Raw genomic sequence first — 24,172 nt, 5'->3', positions numbered from 1 at the left:
ATATGATGCTGTCTTTGTATTCCAACACCTGCAAGTCAGCGCACGGCAAACCACAGCATGGACACGGGCAGTATTTCATATCTCGCAGCGTTTATCGGGGGGCTGATCAGCTTCCTGAGCCCCTGCGTACTGCCGCTGGTGCCTGCCTATTTGAGCTTCATGGCGGGCACGACGTTTGAAGCCCTTCAGGAAGACGACGAAGCCGTTACCCGCCGCACGCTGATCGGCGCTTCCGGATTTGTCCTCGGCTTCTCAACCGTGTTCGTCGCCCTGGGCGCCACGGCATCAGTAATCAGTCCGCTTATTCTCGCCAACAAGGTCGTCATTGGATATGTGGCCGGGGCGACAATCATCATTCTTGGCCTGCATTATATGGGGCTTTTCCGCATTGCCCTGCTCGACCGCGAAATGCGGATGATGCCGGCAACGCTTGGCCCCTCTGGGGATGGAGAGCGGGCGGAACGGTCTGCGGTGATGCAGGCGCTTGGCCCCTATTCCATTGGTCTCGCGTTCGGCTTTGGCTGGACGCCCTGTATTGGTCCGATCCTCGCAACGATCCTGTCGATCGCAGCAAGCCGGGATGATCTTGGCTATGGCGTCTCGCTGCTGAGCGTCTATTCGCTTGGCCTGGGCATGCCGTTCCTGCTTGCCGCGTTGGGTGTGCGCAGTTTCCTCGCCTTTTCCGCGCGCTTCCGCAAACACATGCACAAAGTAGAAATTGCGGCGGGCCTGCTGCTGGTGGGGACAGGCCTGTTGATTTTCTTCGGGTCGCTAGAAACCATTGCCTATTGGCTGATTGACCTGTTTCCTGCGCTGGCAACACTTGGTTAGAGGCTGCTGCGGTAACATCGTATGCTAGAGCACATCGCTGCAGAGCATCTCCGGGGGGTGATGCCTGCAAACACGCGGTGAAGGGGGACTTCAAAATGACAGACGAGGCAGAGACCGAGCCTGCGGCAGACCCGCGGGACCCCGCTGATCCGCCACGCGCCGCAGCCCTACTTGGCTATGCGGGCGTCATTCCGTTTGTCACGACGGCCGTCATCATCTTTTTCCTCTATCCGCGTCCTGAAGCGCAGACGGTCCTCACCTATCAGATTGCTTACGGGGCCGTGATCCTGTCCTTCCTCGGCGGCGTTCGCTGGTCGCTGGCGATGCTCTTTCCCGAAGACGAGCAACTCCTCAAGCGCCTGACATTTTCGGTGATGCCATCGCTGCTTGCGTGGGCTGCGTTGTTTGTGCCGCCTGCATGGGGGCTCGCCCTGCTCATCATATCGTTCTGGGGACAGGCTGCATCCGATGCACAGGCGTCGCGGTTGCGCGAAGCGCCTATGTGGTATGGCGGCTATCGCGTACGGCTCAGCATCCTGGTTATCGGCGCGCTGGGACTGACCGTCGTAGGAATTGTGTTGCGGAGTTAGGCTTGCTGCCCCTGGCCGATGCGGGCTGCATATCATCCGGTACAAGACGTTTTCCCGGCATCGGGTAAACCTGTGTCTCGCCCATGAGCAGTGCGTTGAAGGGGCCGTGAAACAACGGTGCAAATGCATCGTCCAGGACATTGAGGCCACCGGTGTATGCGCCGAATGCCGGCATCACCAATCGGGTGCCATCCGTGGCAAAACACCGACGCCGCAATCGCCGGCCGCGCTGGCGAACCACACCACAGGGGTGCAAGTGCCCGGCAATTTCACCTGTCGCTGGGGCCACCTGTGGCTCATGCCTCAGGATGAGATTGCCAAGGTCAGATTCTTCTTCGGCCCGACCACCCAGCACGTGACCATCGACCAGTCCCTCATGGTTGCCGGCGATCCATAACCAGTCGTGGGCCGATGTCATGGCAATCAGCGCGTCACGGTCAGCACCAGTCAGACGTTCAGGCCCCTCCGGGTCATGAAAACTGTCGCCCAGACTGACGACGTGCGCAGGCTGGTACTTGCGAAGGACCCGCGCCAGCAGTTTGAGGGTAGCGCGTGTGTCATAGGGCGGCAGCGCCACGCCGCGGCGGGCATAGGACGATCCTTTTTCAAGGTGCAGGTCTGACACGATGAGGGTGTTATGCGCTGGCACGTGCAGCGCGCCGGACGCGTCAGGCACCAGACGCTCACCACAGATGGAAATCATATCAGCCGCATTGCCTCTTCAATCAGACTCTCTGACGCTTCAGCCAGAAGGCTCTCATTTGCCTCGCCGGGCACCGACTCCTTGCCGATCTCCAGCATCACAGGCACCGCAAAGGGCGACACCCGATCAAGCCGCTTTACCACGATTCTGTTTTTGACGCGGGCCAGAAGGCTCGAGAGACGCTTCAGATCGAGTAGTCCGGAGGAAGCGTCAGCCCATGTTGCCTGCATGAGCAAATGATCTGGCTCGTGCTCACGCAATACGTCGTAGATGAGGTCAGAAGAGAACGTCACTTGTCGGCCTGATTTTTCGTGACCGGGAAACCGCCGCTCAATGAGGCCTGCGATCACGGCGCAGTTCCGGAAGGTACGTTTGAGCAGATAGCTTTCCGCAAGCCATGCTTCCAGATCGTCGCCTAGCATGTCTTCGTCAAACAGATCGCCAAAGGTGAGGTCTCCCTGCTGGGCCATCAGCCCCGGGTCACGCAGGCACCAGACTGCTAGCGCATACTCGCTGGCGACAAAGCCCATGGGTCGTGCGCCAAACCTGTCCAGCCGCCGGGTCAGCAACATGCCAAGCGTCTGGTGCGCCAGCCGTCCTTCAAACGGGTACATGACCATGTAGAACTTGTCCGCACGCGGAAAGATCTCGAGCAGCAGCTCACCCGGCTTGGGCAATACCGATCGCCATTGCTGTATTTGCAACCATTCAGACACTTGTTCAGGCAGGTTCGGCCAATAGGAAGGGTCTGACAGCATCTCGCGGACGCGGCCGGCCAGATAGGTCGAGAGTGGAAACTTGCCGCCGTAGTAGGCGGGAATGGCGGGGGTGTCGTCCTTGGTTTTGGAGGCCAGCGCCTCCTGCTCATGAATGCCCTCGAACTTCAGCACGTAGCCTGCAAACAGGAACGTGTCGCCAGGTGCGAGTTGTTCAATGAAGTATTCTTCGATCTCACCGATGACACGACCACCGCGTTTTGCACGACCGCCGGCACGCACCATCTTCACTTTGAGCATCGGCGCCTCGACGATGGTGCCCACATTCATGCGAAAGCGCTGGGCGATCGATGGATGCGCCAAACGCCACTGGCCTTCAGGCGTCTGGCGAAGGCGCGCAAAGCGGTCATAGCTTTTGAGGGCATAGCCGCCGGTCGCCACGAAGTTGACGGCCTGATCGAATGTTTCGCGCGGCAGTTCGCGATAGGGCGATGCGGAAATCACATCGCGATAGAGGTCATCTGCATCAAATGCAGCCGCGCAGGCGATACCAAGGATGTGCTGGGCCAGAACATCCAGCGCACCAGGACGATCAACGTCGCCATCCTGTGTGGCGGTCATGGCGGCTTCGCGCGCCGCCTCGCACTCCAGAACTTCAAACCGGTTGGACGGGACCAGGAGCGCCCGGCTTGGCTCATCCAGCCGGTGATTGGCGCGCCCGATGCGCTGGAGCAAACGGCTGGCCCCTTTGGGCGCGCCGATATTGATCACCAGATCCACGTCACCCCAGTCGATGCCCAAGTCCAGGGTGGAGGTGCACACCACTGCGCGCAGCTCACCCTTGGCCATGGCCGCTTCCACCTTGCGGCGTTTGTCCGTGGCCAGCGACCCGTGGTGCAAGGCGATGGGCAGCGTGTCTTCGTTCAAGTGCCAAAGTGACTGGAAAACGAACTCCGCCTGACTGCGTGTGTTGACAAACACCAGTACCAGTTTATTGGCACAAATGGCCTGATACACTTCTTCCATTGCATGGCGGGCTGAGTGCCCGGACCAGGGGATGCGTTCCTTGCTTGCAAGAATGGACACGTCCGGGGAGGTGCCACCTGCGCCCGTCACTAGTTCGGACAGGGCATCATCCGTCCCGTCTTGCGGCACGAGATATCGTCGCAATCTGTCCGGGTTTTCGACCGTGGCAGATAGGCCGGTAAACCGCACATTGGTTGACAGACGGCGCAGCTGCGCCAGGCCAAGCGACAGCAGGTCGCCGCGTTTGGACGGGGCCAGTGCGTGAAGTTCATCAAGCACCACGGCCTTGAGACCGGAGAAAAATCGATCGCTGTCCGTATAGGACAACAGCAACGCCAGCTGCTCCGGTGTTGTCATCAGGATGTCCGGCGGGTCGCGGCGCTGGCGTTGTCTCCGGTTTTGCGGTGTGTCCCCGGTACGGGTCTCGACGCGGATATCGAGGCCCATTTCATCGATGGGCATTTCGAGGTTACGGGCCACATCCACTGCCAGTGCCTTGAGGGGCGAGATGTAGAGCGTGTGCAGCTTGCGGACCTGTCCGGGCTTGCGCGGACCTTTGTCAGCAATCTCGATAAGACTTGGCAAGAAGCCGGCCAGGGTCTTGCCGCCGCCGGTGGGCGCGATGAGCAGGGCCGACTTTCCCGCCAGACCCGCTTTCGCCAGTTCAATCTGATGGGCCCGAGCTTCCCAGCCGCGCGAGGCAAACCACGCCGCAAAGGCATCCGGCAAGGCGGTTTGCGGCAGCGTTGCGCGCTTTTTGGCTGCCTGCTTGGTTTTGGGGGCGGATGTCATGAATCGCGGAAAACTTGAAACTTTGGGCTTGGGTTCTCGTAATGTTCGCCTAGATTGAGGCGCATGGCCATGCCCGCTGACAAATTACTGCATCCCATGCCCGAGGGGCTCTATTGCCCCGTCGGCGACTTCTACGTCGACCCGGTGCGTCCGGTGGACCGGGCGGTGATTACCCATGGCCATGCGGACCACGCGCGTGCGGGTCATGGGGCCGTTCTGGCGACGCGAGAAACGCTGGCGATCATGGCTGTGCGCTACGGGGTGGATTTTACAGGGACGCGCCAGTCCGTCGCCTATGGGGAAAGCACATCCATCAATGGCGTGGATGTTAAGCTTGTCCCGGCGGGCCATGTTCTTGGGTCCGCTCAGGCGGTGATTGAACATGATGGCACCCGCATTGTTGTGTCCGGAGACTACAAACGCCGCCGTGACCCGACATGCGCCAGGTTTGAGCCCGTGCCCTGCGATGTGTTTGTCACCGAAGCCACGTTTGCCCTGCCCGTCTTTCGCCATCCGCCGACCGAAGATGAAACTGCCAAACTCATTGCGTCACTTGCCCGCTTTCCAGAGCGAACACATCTGGTGGGTGCCTATGCACTTGGCAAAGCGCAGCGCGTGATCATGCATCTGCGTGAACAGGGTTACGAACGACCGATTTATCTGCATGGCGCGATGGAAAAACTCTGTGCCCTCTACAAGGAGTTCGGCGTTGATCTGGGTGACCTGCTACCTGGCGCGGGTCACTCCAAGGAAGACCTTGCTGGTGAGATTGTGGTCGCCCCACCCTCTGCCACACGGGACAGGTGGTCACGCCGGTTTGCTGATCCCGTGACGGCCTTTGCCAGTGGATGGATGCGGGTGCGGGCCAGAGCGCGGCAGGCAGCTGTAGAGCTGCCATTGATCATCTCAGACCACGCGGACTGGGACGAACTGATCTCAACCATTGCGGAACTGTCACCGCAGGAACTATGGGTGACCCATGGGCGCGAAGACGCGCTTGTACATGCCGCCACACAGATGGGTGTCGCCGCCAAGCCATTGAGCCTTGTTGGCTACGATGACGAAGATGGCGAAAGCATAGATGCTCCCGCAGCGGACACGGCATCATGAACCTGTTCGCCCAATTTCTGGACGCCTTGTCCTATGAGCCCCGCCGAAATGGCAAACTGGCGCTGATGGTGGATTACTTTCGCGACGTGCCGGACCCCGAGCGTGGCTATGCGCTGGCGGCTCTGACCGGTGGCCTCGAATTCAGGCACGCCAAGGCGGGTCTTATTCGCGAGCTTGTGTCCGCACGTGTGGATCCGGTTCTGTTTGAACTTTCCTACGACTATGTGGGTGATCTGGCGGAAACAACAGCATTGATTTGGCCACAACGCCCCGGCGCCAACCGGGTGCCTGGCTTGTCTGAGGTGGTCGAGACACTGCGGGGCGCCGCCAAGACAGATACGCCCCGGCTCATCGAAGGCTGGCTGGACGCGCTGGATGCAAATGGCCGCTGGGCACTTATCAAACTTGTGACCGGCGGGCTTCGCGTTGGTGTATCGGCACGCCTTGCAAAAACCGCTGTCGCGCAGTTTGGCGGTTTGCCCGTGAACGAAGTGGAAGAACTCTGGCACGGGCTTGATGTACCGTATACGGAATTATTTGCATGGGCGGAGGGAAAAACAGAAAAGCCTGCCCACGCAGCGCTGGCGCCGTTCCGCCCGGTGATGCTGGCTCACCCCATCACGGAAACTGACTTTGAAAAACTTGTCCCCAAGGACTTTTTGGCTGAATGGAAGTGGGATGGCATTCGTGTCCAGGCCGTGTCGGAAGATGGTGTTCGTCGTCTGTACAGTCGCACAGGAGATGACATTTCGAAGGCATTCCCGGATGTGATTGAGGCACTGGATTTTGACGCATCGTTGGATGGTGAGCTGCTGATCGGCCAGGACGGCGCCGCGCGGCCCTTCGCAGACCTGCAGAAACGCCTGAACCGCAAGACCGTTTCCAAGAAAACGCTTGCAGAAAGTCCGGCGTTTATTCGCGCTTATGATGCGCTGGTGATTGAGGGTGAAGACTTGCGGGCGCTTCCCTTCGTGAAGCGCCGCCAAAGACTGCTGGCATGGCACGACCGCACCACGCCTGATCGGATCGACGTCTCCGAGCAGCTTGTCTTCGAGACGTGGGATGATCTGGCGGCGGCCCGCGCCGAAAACCTGTCGACCGGCGTCGAAGGCTTGATGCTGAAGCGCCGTGACAGTGTCTACGAGCCCGGACGCCCCAAAGGTCCGTGGTGGAAGTGGAAGCGTGACCCCTTCATCATTGATGCGGTGTTGCTTTACGCCCAACGCGGGCACGGCAAACGGTCTTCGTTTTACTCCGACTACACATTTGGCGTCTGGCGCGGCGATGACCTTGTGCCGGTGGGCAAAGCCTATTTCGGGTTTACCGATGACGAGCTGAAGCAGATCGACAAATTCGTTCGCGGCAACACCACCAACCGCTTTGGCCCCGTCCGTGAAGTGACTCACACGCGGGACGAAGGCCTGGTTCTCGAAGTGGCATTTGAAGGCCTCAATCGGTCAACACGGCACAAATCAGGAGTGGCGATGCGCTTTCCTAGGGTTTCGCGATTGCGCTGGGACAAGCCACCTGCCGAGGCAGACACGCTGGAAACACTGGAGAAATTGCTACCGGAGGTGTGAAAACGCTGAATGTGGCGCAAGTGCCACGTCCCGGCGCGGCCCCAGCCTGCCACATTTCGCGCCTTGTTTTTGTGCCTTATGGTGTCCACAGACAGTGCGGCCGTGTGACGTAAACAGGGCCCAAACCGGGTGCCGGAAGGATTTTTGAGACATGAACAACATTTTTGGCGGCTCACCTCCCGCTGTAATTCTCAAAATCGCCATCGCCAGCGTTTGCGTGGGGCTGCTTCTGGCGATCACCGGCATGGACCCGATGATGGTCTGGGAAGATGCCTTTGCCACCATTGGCAATGTCTGGGGCTGGGCAATCGACTGGTTTGCATGGGCCGGCAAGTACCTGATCATGGGCGCCATCATCGTTGTGCCCATCTGGATTGTGGTGCGCTTGTTCGACGTTCTGTTCGGCGGCAGCAAATCGTCATAATCCAGCGCTATGGATGGCCCGTAACAGGTCCAGCAAGTGGAGCCGGGATGTGACGCAGGGAAAGCTGCAAACATGGCTGAGATACGCAGGCCGCTGGCTCGTCACCTGGCCACATGGTCGCCGTTCTGCCGTCATCCTTGCCTTATTGTTCTGGGCTGCCGGTCTTGTCGCCACCCGCCTTGACGGACTAGCCGTCATGGACCTGCCCTATGGGCCGGTGCTGGCGGATGGTGTGCTGACGGTGCCTGCCGGAGACGTCATCGCATTGGAGTCGCCACCGGACATCGCCTTGGCGACATCGTCGGTCATCACTCTGGGGCCACCGCCGCCACTGCCGCTCCCAAGACCGGGTCGGGATACTGACGAGCCTGTAGCAGATCCCATTGAGCCGGCCGCCGAAGAACCGGCCCAAGTCTCACCCACACTCGTGATCGCAACAGAAGGCGACTATCCGCCCTTTAATTTTGTAGATGCCACCGGTGCCTTGCGCGGGTTGGAGATTGATCTGGTCTACGCGGTTTGTGCTGAACTCAAAATCACCTGCGAGATTGTCTCGCGGCGCTGGGACGAGTTGCTGCCCGGGCTGTCGAACAACGACTATCAGGCGGTGGCAGCCTCATTGCGTATTCCAAGACAGCCGCCTGACGGCATTGTCTTTTCACATCCCTATTTTGGAACCGCCGCGGCCTATGCCACACAGGAGGGAGATGTTGCTGCGCGCATCCGCGGGCCGATAGGCGTTGAGGCTGGCACCCGCATGGCGGCCTATCTTGCCAATCGGAATGATAACGTGACCATCCAGACCTATCCGGATGCAATCTCCACCTATCAGGCATTGCTGGACGATCAGGTGGCGGCGGTTTTTGACGACGCGGTGCGTCTCAACCGGTGGCTGAATGACCCATCAGCGGCGTGCTGCGTCATGTCGGGTCAACCTGTATTCAGTACAGAATTTTTCGGGCCCGGCATCGGCTTTGCCCTGCGCGAAGACAATGGTGAGTTGCTGGGCAGGGTCAATCAGGCGCTGGATCAGCTCGCGCGGGAAGGCCGCATCGCTGAACTGTCTGACCGCTACCTGCCGTTTGCCCTTAACTGACGTCGGGCAACGTACGGGGCATGACGAACGCCTTGAGGTGTCCGCCTGCCGGCAGGTCCGACCAGTCGCTGGCGTCGCAGTCGATCACTGTCAGCGCGGCTGTGGGGTATTTGCGCTGCAGCGTGCTTAGCACCTGTGCATCGCCGGAATGAGCAAGCCCCAGAGCAAGGCTGTGTGTGCCGGGGTTATGGGCGAGGATCAAAACGCAGTCCGGCTCTGTCTCAGCCTGCTGCAGATGTTCAAGGGCCACGTCGAGCATCTGTTCGGGCATTGCCAGATACATGCCCCGGTCAAAGCAGACTTTGGCCTCCGTGCCCATTTCCTGTTGCAACAGCTCCAGCGTCTCCCGCGTGCGGGTGGCCGTGGAGCACACGATCAGTTGCGGTACGAGGCCGTTTTCCTTGATGTACTGGCCCATGCGAGTTGCTGCGGCGCGACCGCGGGCATTAAGCGTGCGGGCGTGATCATCCAGATCTTCGTCGGACCAGTCGGATTTGGCATGGCGGAGAAGCAGCAATCGTTTCACGGGAAATCTCCGCTATGGGCGCTTTGAAAATGGCAGCCACAGCGAAAAGCCAAGGCGTGCGGGGCGATCATCCTGAAATTCGGAAAGACCGATGGTCATTGACGTATGACCATCTTCGGGTTGGTCCTTATAGGTACCAAACAGCCTGTCCCAAAGCGACAGGTTGAATCCAAAATTGCTGTTTGTTTCCGGCACCCGCACCGAGTGATGCACCCGGTGCATATCCGGCGTCACGATCAGCCAGCGCAAAACCCGGTCGACCCCCACGGGCAATCGCAGATTTGCATGGTTGAACATCGCCGTTCCATTGAGCAGCACTTCAAAAATGATGACTGCTGCAGGTGGCGCGCCCAAGGCAACGACCAGCGCAATCTTGATGGCCATGCTCAGCAGGATTTCAACCGGGTGGAACCGCAAGGCGGTCGTGACATCGATATCGCGATCCACATGATGAACCCGATGAATGCGCCACAAGACCGGCACATGGTGAAAAACCAGGTGCTGTGCGTAGATCGCTGCATCCAGGATGATAATCGCCGCGAGCACCGTCACCCACGGGGCAACGTCCAGCAAATTGAGCAGGCCTATGTCCATGCGCTGGGCAAATCCGGCGGCGCCCACCGCCAGCACCGGAACCGCCACGCGCAGGGCGACCGTGTTGAGGATCGTCATGAGGCCATTTGTGGTCCACCGCTGTAATCGTCCCAGTGTTCTGTCCCGGCGAGGCCAAAGGGCTTCTGCCAAGATGAACAGGGTTAACAGGCCTGCAAACGCTGCAAGCCGGATGGCACCTTCATTGCTGGTAAAAAACTGCTCCATGACCCCTAAAATGTCCGGACTGGCCAGCAAGTCAATTGACGGTTTTGCGAGCGGCTGAAATTATTAGCGCATGACAAATACAGCACCCCTCGCCGCCCTCACCCTTGCCGCCTTTCTGGCTGGCACGAGCTTCGTCTCTTCTGCGCTGGCTTCAGACGCAAAATCCTCGCCCTGCACGCCTGTTGCGGAGGCTGAATTCGGCGACCCGGTGATTTGCACCGGTATCATGAAGAAGGGCGGGCACACGCTGGCCGTTCGCCTGTACTGGGATATTCTGGCAGACACTGACGAATGGCATGTGACGCGCATCGAAACTGCCAAGACACCCAACGGCAAGTCCCGGACGGTGCTTGACGACGTGGACAGCCGCGCACCCATGACCATGGAAGCCAATGGCTTTGAGTTCGGGGATTTCAACTTTGATGGCTACACGGATTTCCGGCTGATCGAGTTTCTGCCTGCCGGGCCGAATGTCGCCTACTTCAATGCGATCTATAATCCCAAGACACACCGCCACGTGGTCGCGACTCAGCTCAACATGTTAAGTGCGCCGGAATTCGATGCGGCCCGGAATGAGGTTACCAGCGAATGGCGCAGCAATGCCGCGACATATGGCGCGGACATTTACACCTGGGATGGCACTGACCTGGTCCTGAAAAAGCGCGTGGTCTCCATGTATGATGGCGCCGAAAACTGCATGGCGACATCATTCGAGCCGGTAGGCCGAGTGACGGCTGAAGCACTTGGGTCCGGCGAGACGGATGGGTTGCTGACAGAAGTCTACGAAGAGCCCTGCAGCTAGGTCCGATGCTAGGGGCGCAGGTGACGGGCCCGCGTGCCGCGTTCAATGGCGGCGGCAATCAGACGTTCAACATCCAGCTTGTGGCGGATGATTTCCAGAAGGCGTAGCTCTTCCTGGCCGATCTGCAGGTCTGCGGCGGCCACCTCTGTTGCCATGGCGTAGGCCGTTTCACGCATATGCACCGGCAACGCTTCCTTCACGAGGCCGAGCACGGTTTCCAGACCATCGTCTTCCTGAAGGATGGCCGCGCATTCCTGTGCGGTCGGCACTAGCTTCTCCTGGGAATAGTCTTTGAAGGCCGGCAGCACGGCAGTGATGTTGCCGATTTTCTTGAGCTCATCGTCGGAAATGTTGCCGTCAACGGCGGCCATGGTGACCATCACGTAAATGAGTGCAGATTGCGGATTGATCGTCGAGGCCATGCAGAATGCCACCTTGATAGAGAGTCGGATAAAAACAGGAAAACACGGACCGCACAGAACAGATGTGTGGTCCGGCTGCGGACACTAGGCAATCACCGGTTGCCGGGCAAGCGCCACCCGCGCCCTACTGATTTAAGAAGTCGGCGCTGGCCTGCGCTGCCTCCGCAAGTCCCACCCGCTCCACAACAACGCCTTTGGGCAGTGCGCCAAGCAGTTTGGAAGGAAGCGGCGCCAGAATGGTGAAAACGCCGCGATCATCAGCAGACCGGATCAGCCGGCCAAAAGCCTGACGCAGGCGCAATCGCGCAATCATGTCGTCATACCGCCCACCGCCGAACGCCGAGCGGCGGGCCTTGTGGAGAATGTCCGGGCGCGGCCAGGGCACGCGATCAAACACAAGCATTCGCAGCGCATCACCGGGAACATCCACGCCGTCGCGCACTGCATCGGTGCCCAGCAGACAGCTGTCACGCTCGCTTTTGAAAATGTCCACCAACGTGCCCACGTCCATGGCATCCACGTGCTGGGCATAAAGGTTAAGCCCTTTGGCGGCGAGGGCAGGCTGCAGCCGCTCATGGACGGCGCGCAGCCGGGCAATGGCTGTAAATATCCCGAGGGCACCGCCGCCGGATGCTTCAAACAGCGTACGGTAGGCACCTGCCAATACATCCAGCCGGGCACGGCCCAGTTCATGGACGGCAAACACGCGGACCTGATTGGCGTAGTCAAACGGCGATGGAAAACTGGCCCGGATCGCCGGTGCCGCCAGATGCATGGCGCCCGTGCGTACTTCCGCGCTGGCCCAGTGCATTTCATCTTCAGGGGGCTCAGCCATGGTGGGGCCAGCCGACATGTCGGGCATGTCATGGATGTCCCGTGATGCGCCACTGAATGGGTCGAGAACGTCTTCCACTGGTGCGGTTTGCAGGACCGGTTCATCTCTCAGGGTAGCGGAGGTCACCAAAACGCCCTGTGCGCGGTCCAACACGACCTCTGCGAGCGGTATCGTTGGATCCAACCAGTGGCGGCGCATGGCGATGTCGCGCTCACGCCCATCTGACCGCTCGAGTTCAAACCATTCAACAAAGCCTTCGTCCGGCTCGCGTCCAATACCCTGCAGCATTGCCATCCATGACGGGATGAGGCCGCCAGTGCGACGGATGATGGCACCGTAGGCAGCCTCGATGCGCATACGGGTCGCGGGTTCAAGGCTGTCGCCTTCCTCCTGGAGACGCTTGGACAACAGGCCCGCTATCGCCCGCAACGGTCGTGCAAGTTCTCCAAGTCCATTGGAGAGACGAGATGCTGTCGCTGGCAGGTCCTCAATGGGCGGCGATACCTGTGTTTCCAGCGAGAACGGCGTTGTGTCATTTGTGTTGCGCGTCAGCACCTGCAACCGCACCTGCGCCAGGAACTGTTCCGCCGGGGTGTTTGCTGCTTCAGTCTGAATGCGTGTCTGCCAGCCCGGGCCTGCAAGCACACGCGCAGCGCTCTCAGCCTCGTCCAGCAGTTTTGGGCCTTCATCGATATCTTCGATCAGGTCGCCGACACGCTCGCGCAGGCCACGGGTTCTGCGGGAGCGTCGCGCCTCGGAGCCGCGAATCCAGCGGCGAAGTTCAGCGGTTTCAAAGCCGGAGAGGACAACGGAAAAAGCGCCGTCGGCTGCATCGAAGACGTGATGCCCTTCGTCAAACACAACCCGTTGGGTATTTTCGGAGAGGACCAGCTCACCGCTCGCGTCTGGAATATGTGCATTGGCTGCCTGCGTGAGCACAAGTGCATGGTTTGCCACCACGATGTCTGCGTTACGCGATTTGCGTGTGGCGCGTTCAATGAAACAGGTCTTGTAGTGCGGACAGGCGGAGTACACGCACTCACCACGCCGATCTGTCAGGCCGATGCCACCTTCATTGCCCGCGCGCGCGGCACCGGGCACCAGCCAGGACGGAAAGTCACCGCCGAGCATGTCGCCGTCTCGTGTTGCCCGTATCCAGCGCGCGATGAGGCCCAAAGGAATAAGTGACGGATTGCCCGGTGCGCCTGGCGCTGCCACGCCTGCTGCAGCCCGCCCGGCTCCTTCTTCAAAGTTGAGCAGGCACAGATAGTTCTCGCGGCCTTTGCGCAGCACAACCTTGGATGATTTTTGCTCCGGGTCCGGATAAAGTTTGGTGAGCTCCTGATCGAGCTGGCGTTGCAGGTTCTTGGTGTAGGTCGACAGCCACACCGGCGCATCATTGCGCTCGGCCCACAGGCTTGCAGGCGCGATGTAGCCCAGTGTCTTGCCGGTTCCGGTTCCAGCCTCCGCTAGCACAAGATGCGGCTCTCCGGGCTCCCGCGGCAGGAAAGCGCGGGATGCGGCACTGGCATAATCCTTTTGACCCTGGCGATCTTCTGCCCCTGCGCCCACGAGCTGGCGCAAACGACCACCAGCCTCCTCCGGTGCGACGGGACGATTGCCCGGTTTGCCGCGCGCGGCCGTCTCTTCCCACTCGGGTAACTTCTTCCATGCTTCAAGGCCGGTCAGCCATCCCGTATCTGCATAGGATCTGGGGGCGCCGAGGGCAGCCGTTACGACGGGCCCCCACGCCCACCCTGCTTTGTCCATGGTACGGGCCAGCGCAGCGGCCTGATCACGGCCCGGGTAATCCTGATCGGCAAGTGTCTGGGCCAAGGTGCGGGCGGCAGTGAGCAATTCAACGGCAAGCTCTTCCGGTTCCGGTGTGTGCGCTGGATCCACCAAAGACAGAGTGCGCGCCAACCCTAGCGGTGTCGGTGTGCAAAACTGTGCCGGGTAGACAAAGCCAAACAGCTCCAGCGCATCAAAGGACTGCGCCATGTCACCCAAACGCACGCCAAAGCGTCTAGCCGTGAACCGGGTGTGCACGATGAGATGCGGCTCACGTTTCAGCCGTTCCGCTGTCTGCGCTTTCGTCAGCTCGACAATTTCACCTTCAGTTGTCAGCACGATCGAGCCACGCGGCGTTGCCACCAATGCGGAGGCATCAGGCACCATCACCCGGCGCTGAATTGCGCTGGACCCTGTGGGCGGCAGTGATGAATCAGACGAATTGGACATGGGTGCCTGCATCATAGCGATGCAGGCGACGCTTACGAGGCTTTTGCCTTCGTTTGCGCTCCCTTGTTGGACGTCGCGTCGGCTGACCGTCCGCGGATCGGGCGTATATGGGCGATCTGCGGATGGCTGGCCACCAGATCGGTCTGCGCCATGGCCGTTTCGCCCGCCACCAAGGACGCCTGCTCAAGTGCGGTTACCCCATCGCTGCAGCGCACGGCCGCTTCAATTGCACCGGCGCGTGCCTCAAGGGCACTCAAGCCGATGTTACCAGCCGTTGACTTGAGGTCATGGGCGGCTCGGCCGATGGCCTCAATATCACCGATGCGCCTCGCGGACTCGATGGCTTCCGCGAGTGTCCACACGGCATCCAGGCACGCCTCAACAATTTCATGTGCCTTGGCATCCCCCAAGGTGTTTTCGAGATCGGTGATTTTGGACGTGATGATCGTCCGCATCTTGTCCTCAGCCTTTGTGTCGGCGCCGCCGGCACTGGCTTTTTCTGACAAGGGAACGTCGAACCAGAATTCTGAGCCTTCGCCCAGGGTGCTGCGCACACCCACAGTGCCGCCCATCTGCTCCACAATACGTTTGACCAGCGCGAGGCCAAGACCCCGACCGCCATGGCGCCGGGTGGTCGACTGATCCACCTGAACGAACTCTGTAAACAGGTTGGGCAGGCCTGAAGGCGCAATACCGATGCCTGTATCCCGCACCGCGTAACGCAGGACGTCCGCACCCAGTTCCGGTGCCAATTCAATGGACAGCTTGATTGAGACTTTGCCACTATCTGTGAACTTCACAGCATTGCCAACGAGATTGAGGAGCGCCTGACGACACCGTTTGTCATCGCCAACCACCTGCGCCGAAACCTCCGGCAGGACCACGAGGTTGATCTGAATATCCTTGCGGCGTGCCTCGGGCTCATGGATGCCGATGATCTGCGACGCAACAACCCTCGGGTCATAGGGCACTCGGTCATAGTCGACGGAGCCGGACTCATGAAGTGACATATCGATGATGTCATCGAGAATGATTCCGAGATTGTCCGCACTTTCACGAATGGTCGTGAGGCAGTCCTGCTGACTATCCGACAATGACGTGTCCTGCATCAGCTCTGCCATGCCCTGAATACCATTGAGCGGTGTGCGCACTTCGTGGCTGATGGTTGACAGAAACTCCGTCTTCGCCCGGGCACCCGCCTCTGCAGCGTGGCGCGCCTCTATGGCTTCCTCAGCACGCGCTTCGGCCACGTCGCGTGCACTTTCCAGGGCCTGTACGAGATCATTTGACCTAAGCCGGGCGGCTGCTTCACGCACATACATCCGATTGAGCCCTCTTGCCCAACCCAACATACTGTAAGCGAACAGCAGCGCCAGAACGGCAATGGCAATTCCATAGGTTCCCATGGTGAGCTGCACACCAATGAACGGCGCCCCAAGAGCGACCGAGAATGCGTACAAGGACGGGAGGTGAGGCGATCGGGAAACAAGCGTACCGGTCACGCCGGCAATGAGAACGATAACCAGCACCACCTGCAGTTCTGGTTTTTCTGGAATGAGCCAGAGCACACCGACAAGCCCCCAGCTCACGCCGCAGATCGCACTTACCAGCATGTAGCCGCGGGCCCACGGCTCCCGGTCCGCATCAGGAGACAGCCGTGCGTGGCGGTGGCGGAGTACCTCACCCAATGCAGTTCCACCGACCTGGAATGCCAGGATCAACGGCAATGTCCACCACGAGACATAAGGGAAAAACAGCGCAAAACAGATGCAAAACACGAATACCGGTGTCAAACGGCCGGTAGCGGACTGGGCATACAGGAAGTCGATCAAATCTGTACGGGCGCGCGCCGCAAGTGCCGGATCAATCGGGCCATTGGTCCCGCCCGACGTCTTGTCGCGTTCAGGCGTCTTGGTTGCCCGCTGCACCAGCTGTGACACACGTGGATGCATTTCTGCCCTATTCACCACGGCATCCAAGACTACATCCGGATACCTGCCCACAAAGTCGCGCAAAATCACCACGACCCTTTACCGGTCGAATTGACGGCGCACCCTCGCAACTCTAGGGTCCGCGACCTTAAATTCTATTAACGCTTTAGCTTTGAACCGGGACTTTTCCCAATGAACGACACCTCCACCCAGACCCTGGCAGATGACCTTTCCGCCCTTGCGAATGACAGCAAGGCCTGGCCTTTTGAAGAGGCCCGGAAACTGGTGACTCGGGTGGAAAAACAGGGACTCGGCGACAAAGGCTTTGTGCTGTTTGAAACAGGCTATGGTCCTTCCGGACTGCCGCATATCGGCACGTTTGGTGAAGTTGCTCGTACCTCAATGGTGCGTCATGCCTTCAGTGTCCTGAGCGATGTCCCAACCAAGCTTGTTTGTTTCTCCGACGACATGGACGGCCTGCGCAAGGTGCCGGACAATGTGCCCAATCAGGAGATGATGCAGCAGCATCTGGGCAAGCCGCTAACGCGCGTGCCGGATCCGTTCTCCAACGAGCACACAAGCTTTGGCGCGGCCAACAATGCACGGCTGCGCGTTTTCCTGGACCGCTTTGGCTTTGACTATGAGTTTGAAAGCGCCACGGACAACTACACAAGCGGTCGCTTTGACGACGCGCTGATGCGGATGCTTGAGGTCTATGACAAGGTCATGGGCATTATTCTGCCCACGCTTGGGCCAGAACGTCAGGCAACCTATTCGCCGTTCCTGCCCATCTGTCCGCGCACCGGTGTTGTGCTTCAGGTGCCGCTGGTGGCACGCGACACGGCCAAGGGCATTGTGACCTATGAAGACCCAGAAACGGGTGACCCGGTAGACGTGCCCGTCACCGGTGGAGCCGTTAAGTGCCAATGGAAGGCCGACTGGGCGCTGCGCTGGTTCGCACTTGGCGTCGACTATGAGATGGCCGGCAAGGACCTGATCGAGTCCGTGAAGCTGTCCAGCCGCATCTGCAAGGCCATGGGTGGTCAGCCGCCTGAGGGCTTCAACTACGAACTGTTTCTGGACGAGAACGGCGAGAAGATTTCCAAGTCACGCGGTAATGGGCTGACCATTGATGAGTGGCTGCGCTACGCGTCTCCTGAAAGCCTGAACAATTTCATGTTTGCGTCACCGCGTAAGGCCAAGCGTCTCTACTTTGATGTGATCCCGAAGAATGTGGATGAATATCTGTCGCATCGGGCCAGCTACGCGAAGCTGGAACCGGCCAAGCAGCTGATGAACCCTGTCTGGCACATCCATAACGGCAATCCGCCCACGGATGATGTGCCGATCTCGTTCAACATCCTGCTCAATCTCGTGAGCGCATCGAACTCCGAAGACAAGGATGTGCTGTGGGGCTTCATTTCGCGCTATGTGCCCGGTGCCACACCCAAGACCTATCCGCTGCTGGACGAGATGGTCGGCTACGCCATCACCTATTTCCACGACTTTGTGAAACCAGCGAAAGTCTTCCGTGCCCCCACCTCTCAGGAGGCTGAAGCTATGCAGGCACTGTCTGATCGTATCGGTGCGCTGGACAGCAATGCGGACGCGGAAACCATCCAGAACGAAGTCTTTGCAGTTGGCAAAGAGCACGGATTTGAGCCACTGCGGGCCTGGTTCAGTGCGCTGTATGAAGTGCTGCTTGGACAGTCGCAAGGTCCGCGTTTCGGGTCCTTTGTTGCCTTGTACGGCATTGAGGAGACGCGCCAGATGATTGCAAAGGCGCTGGAGAAAAGTGCATAGGATCCGGCTTTGATTGTCTGCACGCCTTGCTTTGCAGAACGAACAAAGCAAATCATGTGGTCATGAAGGTTCCCCTTGGTTTTACAAGCACTCTGCTTGGCGTTGCGTTGATGACGCTGCCTGCGGCTGTCTGGCCGGCGCAGACTGAAACCGCCGTATCCACTCAGGCATATGAACTCTATGCCATAGGCAAATACGCGGAAGCGGCACATACGGCGCGTTTGGAACAGACTGCGGCGGGCGACGCGCTGGCTGCCCGAGCTCTCCTAGCCAAAGCGCAGACCGGATCGTGGAGCGGTCGAGGGCAACTTGTGGCTGAGGCACAGGAAGCCGCTGCCGCAGCCATTGCGCGCGACCCGAAGTACATAGAAGGGCACATGCAACTGGCCGTGGCGCTTGGGTATCAAGGGCGCGCGCTTGGCGACTACATCGCGCACCAGCAGGGACTTGCCACACAGGCGCGGGCGGCCATCGATTCAGCCCTTTCTCTTGACCCTGAAAATGCCTGGGCAAGGGCCTTGTCGGGAACGTGGCATCTTGAAATCGTGAAGGGTGCCGGGCCGCTCCTTGCGTCAGCGCTTTATGATGCCAGCCGCGCTGATGGCCTTGCGGACCTTCGCAAGGCGGTGAATACACCGGATGTGAGCATCATCGTTTTGTACCAATGTGCACTTCAATTGCTTGCACACAACGCGGATAGCTTCGGGCGGGAAGCCGAGCGCATCCTGATCGTTGCCAGCAATGCCGAGCGGCAAAACGCCTTTGAACGGTTTACAGCCCGGCGGGTGGATAGGCTGCTACGGGCCTATCGGTCCGGCAATGAGGCGATGCTCAAACGCGAAATTGATCAGGCACAGGCCAGCTACTAGCCACGACGCAGATTACTGGCGGGCCCAGACGATGCGGGCGAGCCACTGAATTTGAGACGGCTTGAACTCAAGGTCTTCAAAGGACGGATTGAGTGACGCGAGCACAATGCGTTTGGCGTTCTGCGCGCGCAGCTCCTTGGCCATGACCTCGCCATCCAGCGTCTTGGCGACCACGCGGTCCCCCACGCGCACAGCAGCGGCAGGAGAGACAACGATGATGTCGCCTTTGCGATAGACCGGCGCCATGCTGTCGCCGGAAATCTCCAGCGCATACATGTTTTCATCACCCGCGCCGGGCGAAGCGCCAGGCAGGTCAACCCGCTCCCATGCGCCACCTACCGGAAACCCAGCATCACCGAAAAAGCCACCAGTGCCTGCCTGAGCAAGACCGATCACCGGAATTCCACCGCCGAAACTGCCTGGATTTGCAAAACCATCCACGTCCTCAAGCGTGCCACCGTCACGGATAAAACCGACAAACTCCTCCATGCTGGTGCCTGCGGCTTCAAGCGCCTTGGACAGGCTTTCCGTGCTAGGCCAGCGCTGCTTGCCGTTGGATGCCATGCGTTTGGAGCGGTTGAAAGTGGTGGGGTCGAGACCTGCTGCGCGCGCAAGGCCCGACGCGCTCAGACCCGAGCGCAGTGCGAGCGTATCAATGGCTTGCCAGATTTCGCGATGGGTAAGCATGAGGTGCGGCCTTTGAATCAGTTACTCCCAACATAGGAACAAATTCCTTTGTCCGCAAGCCACCCTTGCCGCCGCTTTCCCCCTGTGGCACCTCACCTCTCATGACATCCGTGATTTACAAAATCTGCCCAAAGTCGCTTTGGCATGAGGCCGAAAGCGCAGGCGAATTTGCCGGTGCCGGCATCGATCTGGCCGATGGATACATCCACTTTTCGACGGCGGAGCAGACGCCGGAGACGGCCCGCCTGTATTTCAGCAACACCCCCGACCTTGTGATCGTGGCTGTTGATTCGCGCCCTCTTGGAGCGGCCCTCAAGTGGGAGGAATCCAGAGGTGGGCAACTCTTCCCGCACCTCTACGGCGTGCTGCCGACATCTGCCGCGCTCTGGGTGAAATCTTTGCCCATGGACGATGAAGGTGCCCCTCGGGTGCCCTCCCTGGATGCGGACACAGGTTCATGAGCACATTTGCCAGGATTGGCGCACGTCTGTTGCGCAAATTGCCACCCGAACTGGCCCACGTGCTGGCGGTACGGGCTCTGGCGGCAGGCTTTGGGCCAACCGATACGACACCCGCAGATCCTGTTTTGCAAACGCAAGCCATGGGCCTGTCCTTTCCAAATCCCATCGGCGTGGCCGCGGGCTTTGACAAGGATGCACGCGTACCGGACGCCCTCCTCGCACTTGGATTTGGATTTGCCGAAGCCGGCACCGTCACGCCAGAGCCACAACCGGGCAATCCCAAGCCACGGATGTTTCGGCTTGAAGAAGACCGTGCAGTTATCAATCGCCTTGGCTTCAACAACCAGGGGCTTGATGCCTATACCGCCCGGCTTGCAGCGCGCCAGAACAAGCCCGGCATTGTGGGTGCCAATATCGGCGCCAATAAAGACAGCGAAGACCGTATTGCCGACTATGTGACGGGGCTCAATCATGTCGCCGGACTTGCGTCCTATGTCACGGTCAATGTGTCCTCTCCCAACACACCGGGTCTGCGCGACCTGCAGGCCCGCGATGCACTACGTGATCTTGCCGGGCGGGTCGGTGCTGCACGTGATGCCCTTGCCGGTTTTGCGGATGCACCGTTGCCCCTCGTTCTGAAAATCGCTCCTGACCTTGCCGCCGAAGACATTCGTGATGCGGTTGAGATTGCCATTGAGATGGGTTTTCAGGGACTGATCGTCTCCAACACGACCATTGCCCGGCCCGAGACTTTGAAAAGTCCGAACAAGGAGCAAACCGGTGGACTATCTGGTGCACCGCTGCTGGAACCCTCTACTGCTGCCCTTCGGGTCGCTGCCTATGTCAACAAGGGCCGCCTGACGCTGATTGGCGCGGGCGGCGTTTCGTCTGGCGACAGCGCCTACGCCAAAATCCGCGCCGGGGCGTCGCTGGTGCAGCTCTACACAGCTTTTGGCTATGACGGACCATCGCTTATTCCACGTATCAAGAAAGAGCTGGCGGAGCTATTGCGGCGCGACGGTTTCGCGTCGGTGAAAGACGCCGTCGGAGCTGATCTGAAATCCTAGGAGAACACACACCCATGTCGCTGCGCATCTATCACAATCCGCGTTGCTCTAAATCGCGCCAGACACTTGCGCTGCTTCAGGAACATGGCCACACGCCAGAAATTGTAGAATACCTGACATCGCCTCCCACGGCCGGAGAGCTGGCGGTTGTGCTCGGGATGCTGGGATTGGGCCCGCGTGACGCAATGCGTAAAGGCGAAGCTGTTTTCAAGGAATTGAACCTGGGCAATGACAGCCTTACCGATGAGCAGCTGATCGATGCCATGGTTGCCAACCCGATTTTGATTGAGCGACCTATTGTCATCACCGCAAGCAAGGCGGCCATTGGGCGTCCGCCTGAGAGCGTGCTCGACATACTCTAGGGTTCCGTCCTAGGCGATGCTGCGCTCGAGTGACGGATATCGCAGTCCCAGCGTAATGCCGCGCGCGACGCTGAACAGTGTGAATGCCGCCCACAGGCCGTGATTGCCCCAAGGTTGAAACGCCCACCAGGCCGCAATGTAAATCGCGAATGACAACACCATCATGTTGCGCATGTCAGCGGTTCGGGTTGCACCCACGAAAATCCCATCCAGTTGATAGCTGGCCACCGCCGCAAGCGGCGAGATAACCGCCCAGACGAGATATGTGGTAGCGGTCTCCCGGACGTCCGTCACGCTTGTGAGCAGGCCGATGAACCATGCCCCGAGCAACCAGAATACCAGCGCGAACGCGACAGCGGATGCGACCGCCCATATGGAACTCAGGATGGCTGCCTGCCGGAACCGCGCACGATTGCGCGCGCCCTTGCTTTCACCGACGAGCGCTTCACTGGCGAAAGCAAACCCGTCCAATGCATGGGCTGCAAGGTAGAGGAAGTGCAGCAGGACGCCGTTGGCGGCAAGAACAACATCACTTTGCGCGGCGCCCTGCATGGTCAGCCAGATGAAGGCAGCCATGAGAAATGCTGACCGGATGAAGATGTCCCCATTGACGCTGAGCATCCGGCGCAGGGCATCCATGTTCCACAAGCGCGCCCGGTCTCCCGATGCGAATGCTGCCCCGGTGCTGCGGCGCGCATGCCAGACCACGAGCCCCACCCCGGCGATGACTGTTGTCCATTCCGCAATGACAGTGCCCAGGGCAACCCCATCGACATTCATGCCGACGCCCACAACGAACAGCACATCAAGCGCCACATTGGCCAGGTTGAGATAGAGCTGCAGATAAAGCGCGATGTCGGCCCGCTGCAGACCGATGAACCAACCAAGAATGGCAAAGTTCACCAGCATGGCCGGGGCGCCCCAGATACGAATGGAGAAATACTCCGCCGCCAGCGCTTCGACCTGCAGGCCGGCTTCAAAGCCCAGGAAAATGGCTGCTGACAGGGGCACCTGACACACCGCCAACACCGTTCCTGCAGTGATGCCCACCAGCATGGCCCGGTGAATGGCACTCCTGATTTCGGCATTGTCTCGCGCGCCCAGAGCCTGTGCCACGAGACCCGTCGTGCCCATGCGCAGGAAACCGAATATCCAATAGAGGGAACTGAAGATGATGGCACCAAGGGCAATGGCAGCAATAAAAGCCGCTTCGCCCAGGTGACCGATCACTGCCGTATCCGCAATGCCGATAAGAGGTACGGTGGAGTTGGAAACAATGATCGGACCTGCCACCGCCCACACGCGCCCGTGGGTAACCGGCTTCGGTTCGGCGACGACGGGCGAGTGCTCAGACTGCATGGGTCGCGGCCCAATCCACCGCCTCCGCCAGCCGATCACTTCCCCAGAACAACTCACCATCATGGGTTGTGAAGGAAGGCGCGCCGAAGACACCAGCTGCGATGGCTGCGTCTGTGCTCGCTCTTAGAGCAAGTTTGCCGTCTGCAGACGTTGCGCGCGCAAGCACATCAGCTGCATCAAGACCAAGGCTGGTGAGGATGAGGGTCAGATCTGCAGCGGTAGAGATGTCTTGCCCATTGCCGAACTGCGCCGTGTATGTGGCGCGGGTAAAATCTGCGATCCACCCTTCGTCCTGACCGACACAGGCGATGCGACCGGCAAGCAGAGAGTTTTGCGGAAACGTCTCGGGTCGATTGAATGGTATGCCTTCGGCGTCAGCCAGTCGAGCCATATCCCGCCACATGTACTTGCCCTTGGCCTCGTAGATATTGAACGGACTATCGGTCCAGCCTTGCGCGCCGAAGATCGGCCCGAGGAGAAAGGGCTGCCACGTCACGCCAACACCTCGTTGCGCAGCAACCTCCGCTGCGCGCATTGCGGCGAGATAGGAATAGGTCGAGGCAAAGTCGAACCAGAACGTGATATGGGCCATGAGGCCGTTTCCCTTATGTGAGTCTGGTGAAGCCTCCTGGGCCCCCGTTCCCTTAGCCGGCTATGCTGCTATCGCCATTCGTGTCGCCTGAGCCGTCGCCAAGCGGCTCCAACAGGAAATGTCCATGTGCAGCCGCTATGGGCTTTTCGGGATCGTCCTGCCAGGCAATGACCTGAACATTGGCCACGCGACGGCCATGCTTCGTGATCGTGGCACGGGCATAGGTATCCAGCGGTCGGCCAGAGCGCAGATAATCAATCGTGATGTCGATTGTCTTGGGAAGGACGCTAATTTTGCTTTCGCGGGCGACCTGCACGATTGCTGCCGTTTCCAGGAAGCCGCCAATGACGCCCCCGTGCAACGCCGGCAAGGACGGATTGCCAATCAGGTCCTGCTTGAATGTCAGCTTGCCAAGAAGTTCGTCACCAACCTTCTCAAACGTGATGCCGAGAAAAGCCACATAGGGGATGGTTGCCATCACTTCGTTGATGTCGCGCCCCTGGGAGATGTGTTCGAGATCACGCATGT

General features: G+C 59.6%; 23 protein-coding genes. 12 read left to right on the top strand and 11 right to left on the bottom strand.

What is annotated here, in order from left to right; genetic code table 11:
* Positions 1–57 precede the first annotated feature (57 nt).
* Together BN1012_RS01765 and BN1012_RS01760 are read left to right on the top strand one after the other, a co-directional pair.
* Positions 58–831 carry a cytochrome c biogenesis CcdA family protein gene (locus tag BN1012_RS01765; protein ID WP_043948269.1) on the top strand — a complete coding sequence of 258 codons (774 nt, stop codon included), beginning with the start codon at positions 58–60 and terminating at the stop codon, positions 829–831.
* Positions 832–926: 95 nt separating this feature from the next.
* On the top strand, positions 927–1,421 hold the full coding sequence (locus tag BN1012_RS01760) for a DUF3429 domain-containing protein (RefSeq protein WP_043948268.1): 495 nt from the start codon (positions 927–929) through the stop codon (positions 1,419–1,421).
* On the opposite strand, the gene pdeM is transcribed toward BN1012_RS01760, so the two are convergent.
* Both pdeM and BN1012_RS01750 read right to left on the bottom strand, forming a co-directional pair.
* The gene (gene pdeM, locus BN1012_RS01755; RefSeq protein WP_063958478.1) at positions 1,372–2,124 is read right to left on the bottom strand and encodes a ligase-associated DNA damage response endonuclease PdeM; all 753 of its coding nucleotides are present in this window, start codon (positions 2,122–2,124) and stop codon (positions 1,372–1,374) included. The genes BN1012_RS01760 and pdeM overlap by 50 nt on opposite strands.
* Positions 2,121–4,658 (bottom strand): ligase-associated DNA damage response DEXH box helicase, encoded by a 2,538-nt coding sequence (locus tag BN1012_RS01750; protein ID WP_081826147.1) that lies wholly within the window; start codon positions 4,656–4,658, stop codon positions 2,121–2,123. The genes pdeM and BN1012_RS01750 overlap by 4 nt, the downstream gene beginning before the upstream one ends.
* A 69-nt stretch (positions 4,659–4,727) precedes the next feature.
* Here BN1012_RS01750 and BN1012_RS01745 point away from each other — a divergent pair, with 69 nt between their 5' ends.
* The 4 genes from BN1012_RS01745 to BN1012_RS01730 all read left to right on the top strand — a co-directional run bounded on the left by BN1012_RS01745 (position 4,728) and on the right by BN1012_RS01730 (position 8,868).
* Complete coding sequence (locus BN1012_RS01745) at positions 4,728–5,768, top strand: ligase-associated DNA damage response exonuclease (RefSeq protein WP_197538329.1); 1,041 nt, start codon at positions 4,728–4,730, stop codon at positions 5,766–5,768.
* Positions 5,765–7,348, top strand: coding sequence for a cisplatin damage response ATP-dependent DNA ligase (locus BN1012_RS01740; RefSeq protein ID WP_043948266.1), 1,584 nt, complete (start codon positions 5,765–5,767; stop codon positions 7,346–7,348). The genes BN1012_RS01745 and BN1012_RS01740 overlap by 4 nt, the downstream gene beginning before the upstream one ends.
* A gap of 151 nt (positions 7,349–7,499) precedes the next feature.
* Complete coding sequence (locus BN1012_RS01735) at positions 7,500–7,772, top strand: DUF6460 domain-containing protein (protein ID WP_043948265.1); 273 nt, start codon at positions 7,500–7,502, stop codon at positions 7,770–7,772.
* Positions 7,773–7,821: 49 nt separating this feature from the next.
* A complete protein-coding gene (locus BN1012_RS01730) occupies positions 7,822–8,868 on the top strand; it encodes a transporter substrate-binding domain-containing protein (RefSeq protein WP_171815882.1) in 1,047 nt (348 codons plus the stop codon).
* Here BN1012_RS01730 and BN1012_RS01725 read toward each other — a convergent pair.
* A complete protein-coding gene (locus BN1012_RS01725; protein WP_043948263.1) occupies positions 8,861–9,394 on the bottom strand; it encodes a SixA phosphatase family protein in 534 nt (177 codons plus the stop codon). The genes BN1012_RS01730 and BN1012_RS01725 overlap by 8 nt on opposite strands.
* 12 nt (positions 9,395–9,406) lie before the next feature.
* Positions 9,407–10,213, bottom strand: coding sequence for a sterol desaturase family protein (locus tag BN1012_RS01720; protein WP_043948262.1), 807 nt, complete (start codon positions 10,211–10,213; stop codon positions 9,407–9,409).
* 70 nt (positions 10,214–10,283) lie between these two features.
* Here BN1012_RS01720 and BN1012_RS16485 point away from each other — a divergent pair, with 70 nt between their 5' ends.
* A complete protein-coding gene (locus BN1012_RS16485; RefSeq protein ID WP_052534330.1) occupies positions 10,284–11,015 on the top strand; it encodes an XAC2610-related protein in 732 nt (243 codons plus the stop codon).
* Between the two features lie 8 nt (positions 11,016–11,023).
* On the opposite strand, the gene BN1012_RS01710 is transcribed toward BN1012_RS16485, so the two are convergent.
* From BN1012_RS01710 to BN1012_RS16480, 3 genes are all read right to left on the bottom strand, one after another.
* Entirely contained in the window at positions 11,024–11,437 is a 414-nt protein-coding gene (locus BN1012_RS01710) for a tellurite resistance TerB family protein (RefSeq protein WP_043948261.1), read from the bottom strand.
* Positions 11,438–11,561: 124 nt separating this feature from the next.
* Positions 11,562–14,513 carry an ATP-dependent DNA helicase gene (locus tag BN1012_RS01705; RefSeq protein ID WP_197538328.1) on the bottom strand — a complete coding sequence of 984 codons (2,952 nt, stop codon included), beginning with the start codon at positions 14,511–14,513 and terminating at the stop codon, positions 11,562–11,564.
* 32 nt (positions 14,514–14,545) lie between these two features.
* Positions 14,546–16,480, bottom strand: coding sequence for a hybrid sensor histidine kinase/response regulator (locus BN1012_RS16480; RefSeq protein ID WP_145973382.1), 1,935 nt, complete (start codon positions 16,478–16,480; stop codon positions 14,546–14,548).
* 156 nt (positions 16,481–16,636) lie between these two features.
* On the opposite strand from BN1012_RS16480, the gene BN1012_RS01695 reads away from it, so the two are divergent.
* Positions 16,637–18,247, top strand: coding sequence for a lysine--tRNA ligase (locus BN1012_RS01695; protein WP_043948260.1), 1,611 nt, complete (start codon positions 16,637–16,639; stop codon positions 18,245–18,247).
* Positions 18,248–18,309: 62 nt separating this feature from the next.
* Entirely contained in the window at positions 18,310–19,116 is an 807-nt protein-coding gene (locus BN1012_RS01690) for a hypothetical protein (protein WP_043948259.1), read from the top strand.
* Positions 19,117–19,128: 12 nt separating this feature from the next.
* On the opposite strand, the gene BN1012_RS01685 is transcribed toward BN1012_RS01690, so the two are convergent.
* Positions 19,129–19,803, bottom strand: a complete 675-nt coding sequence (locus BN1012_RS01685; RefSeq protein WP_043948258.1) for a S24 family peptidase — start codon at positions 19,801–19,803, stop codon at positions 19,129–19,131.
* Between the two features lie 101 nt (positions 19,804–19,904).
* Here BN1012_RS01685 and BN1012_RS01680 point away from each other — a divergent pair, with 101 nt between their 5' ends.
* Genes BN1012_RS01680 through arsC form a run of 3 tightly spaced genes read left to right on the top strand, consistent with a single transcriptional unit; the run spans position 19,905 to position 21,693 of the window.
* On the top strand, positions 19,905–20,264 hold the full coding sequence (locus BN1012_RS01680; protein WP_043948257.1) for a DUF952 domain-containing protein: 360 nt from the start codon (positions 19,905–19,907) through the stop codon (positions 20,262–20,264).
* Positions 20,261–21,331 (top strand): quinone-dependent dihydroorotate dehydrogenase, encoded by a 1,071-nt coding sequence (locus BN1012_RS01675; RefSeq protein ID WP_043948256.1) that lies wholly within the window; start codon positions 20,261–20,263, stop codon positions 21,329–21,331. The genes BN1012_RS01680 and BN1012_RS01675 overlap by 4 nt, the downstream gene beginning before the upstream one ends.
* Positions 21,332–21,345: 14 nt before the next feature.
* Positions 21,346–21,693, top strand: a complete 348-nt coding sequence (gene arsC, locus BN1012_RS01670) for an arsenate reductase (glutaredoxin) (protein ID WP_043948255.1) — start codon at positions 21,346–21,348, stop codon at positions 21,691–21,693.
* A gap of 9 nt (positions 21,694–21,702) precedes the next feature.
* Here arsC and BN1012_RS01665 read toward each other — a convergent pair whose 3' ends face one another.
* The 3 genes from BN1012_RS01665 to BN1012_RS01655 are packed head-to-tail and all read right to left on the bottom strand — an operon-like array spanning position 21,703 to position 24,170.
* Positions 21,703–23,052, bottom strand: coding sequence for an MATE family efflux transporter (locus BN1012_RS01665; protein ID WP_043948254.1), 1,350 nt, complete (start codon positions 23,050–23,052; stop codon positions 21,703–21,705).
* On the bottom strand, positions 23,042–23,644 hold the full coding sequence (locus BN1012_RS01660; RefSeq protein WP_043948253.1) for a 2-hydroxychromene-2-carboxylate isomerase: 603 nt from the start codon (positions 23,642–23,644) through the stop codon (positions 23,042–23,044). Before BN1012_RS01660 ends, BN1012_RS01665 begins: the two co-directional genes overlap by 11 nt.
* Positions 23,645–23,696: 52 nt before the next feature.
* Positions 23,697–24,170, bottom strand: coding sequence for a PaaI family thioesterase (locus BN1012_RS01655; protein ID WP_043948252.1), 474 nt, complete (start codon positions 24,168–24,170; stop codon positions 23,697–23,699).
* Between the last annotated feature and the right edge of the window lie 2 nt (positions 24,171–24,172).

The sequence above is a fragment of the Candidatus Phaeomarinobacter ectocarpi genome (assembly GCF_000689395.1).
Lineage (GTDB): Bacteria > Pseudomonadota > Alphaproteobacteria > CGMCC-115125 > CGMCC-115125 > Pyruvatibacter > Pyruvatibacter ectocarpi.
Note: the sequence above shows the minus strand (reverse complement) of the source record. Positions and strands in the feature narration are given on the sequence as shown.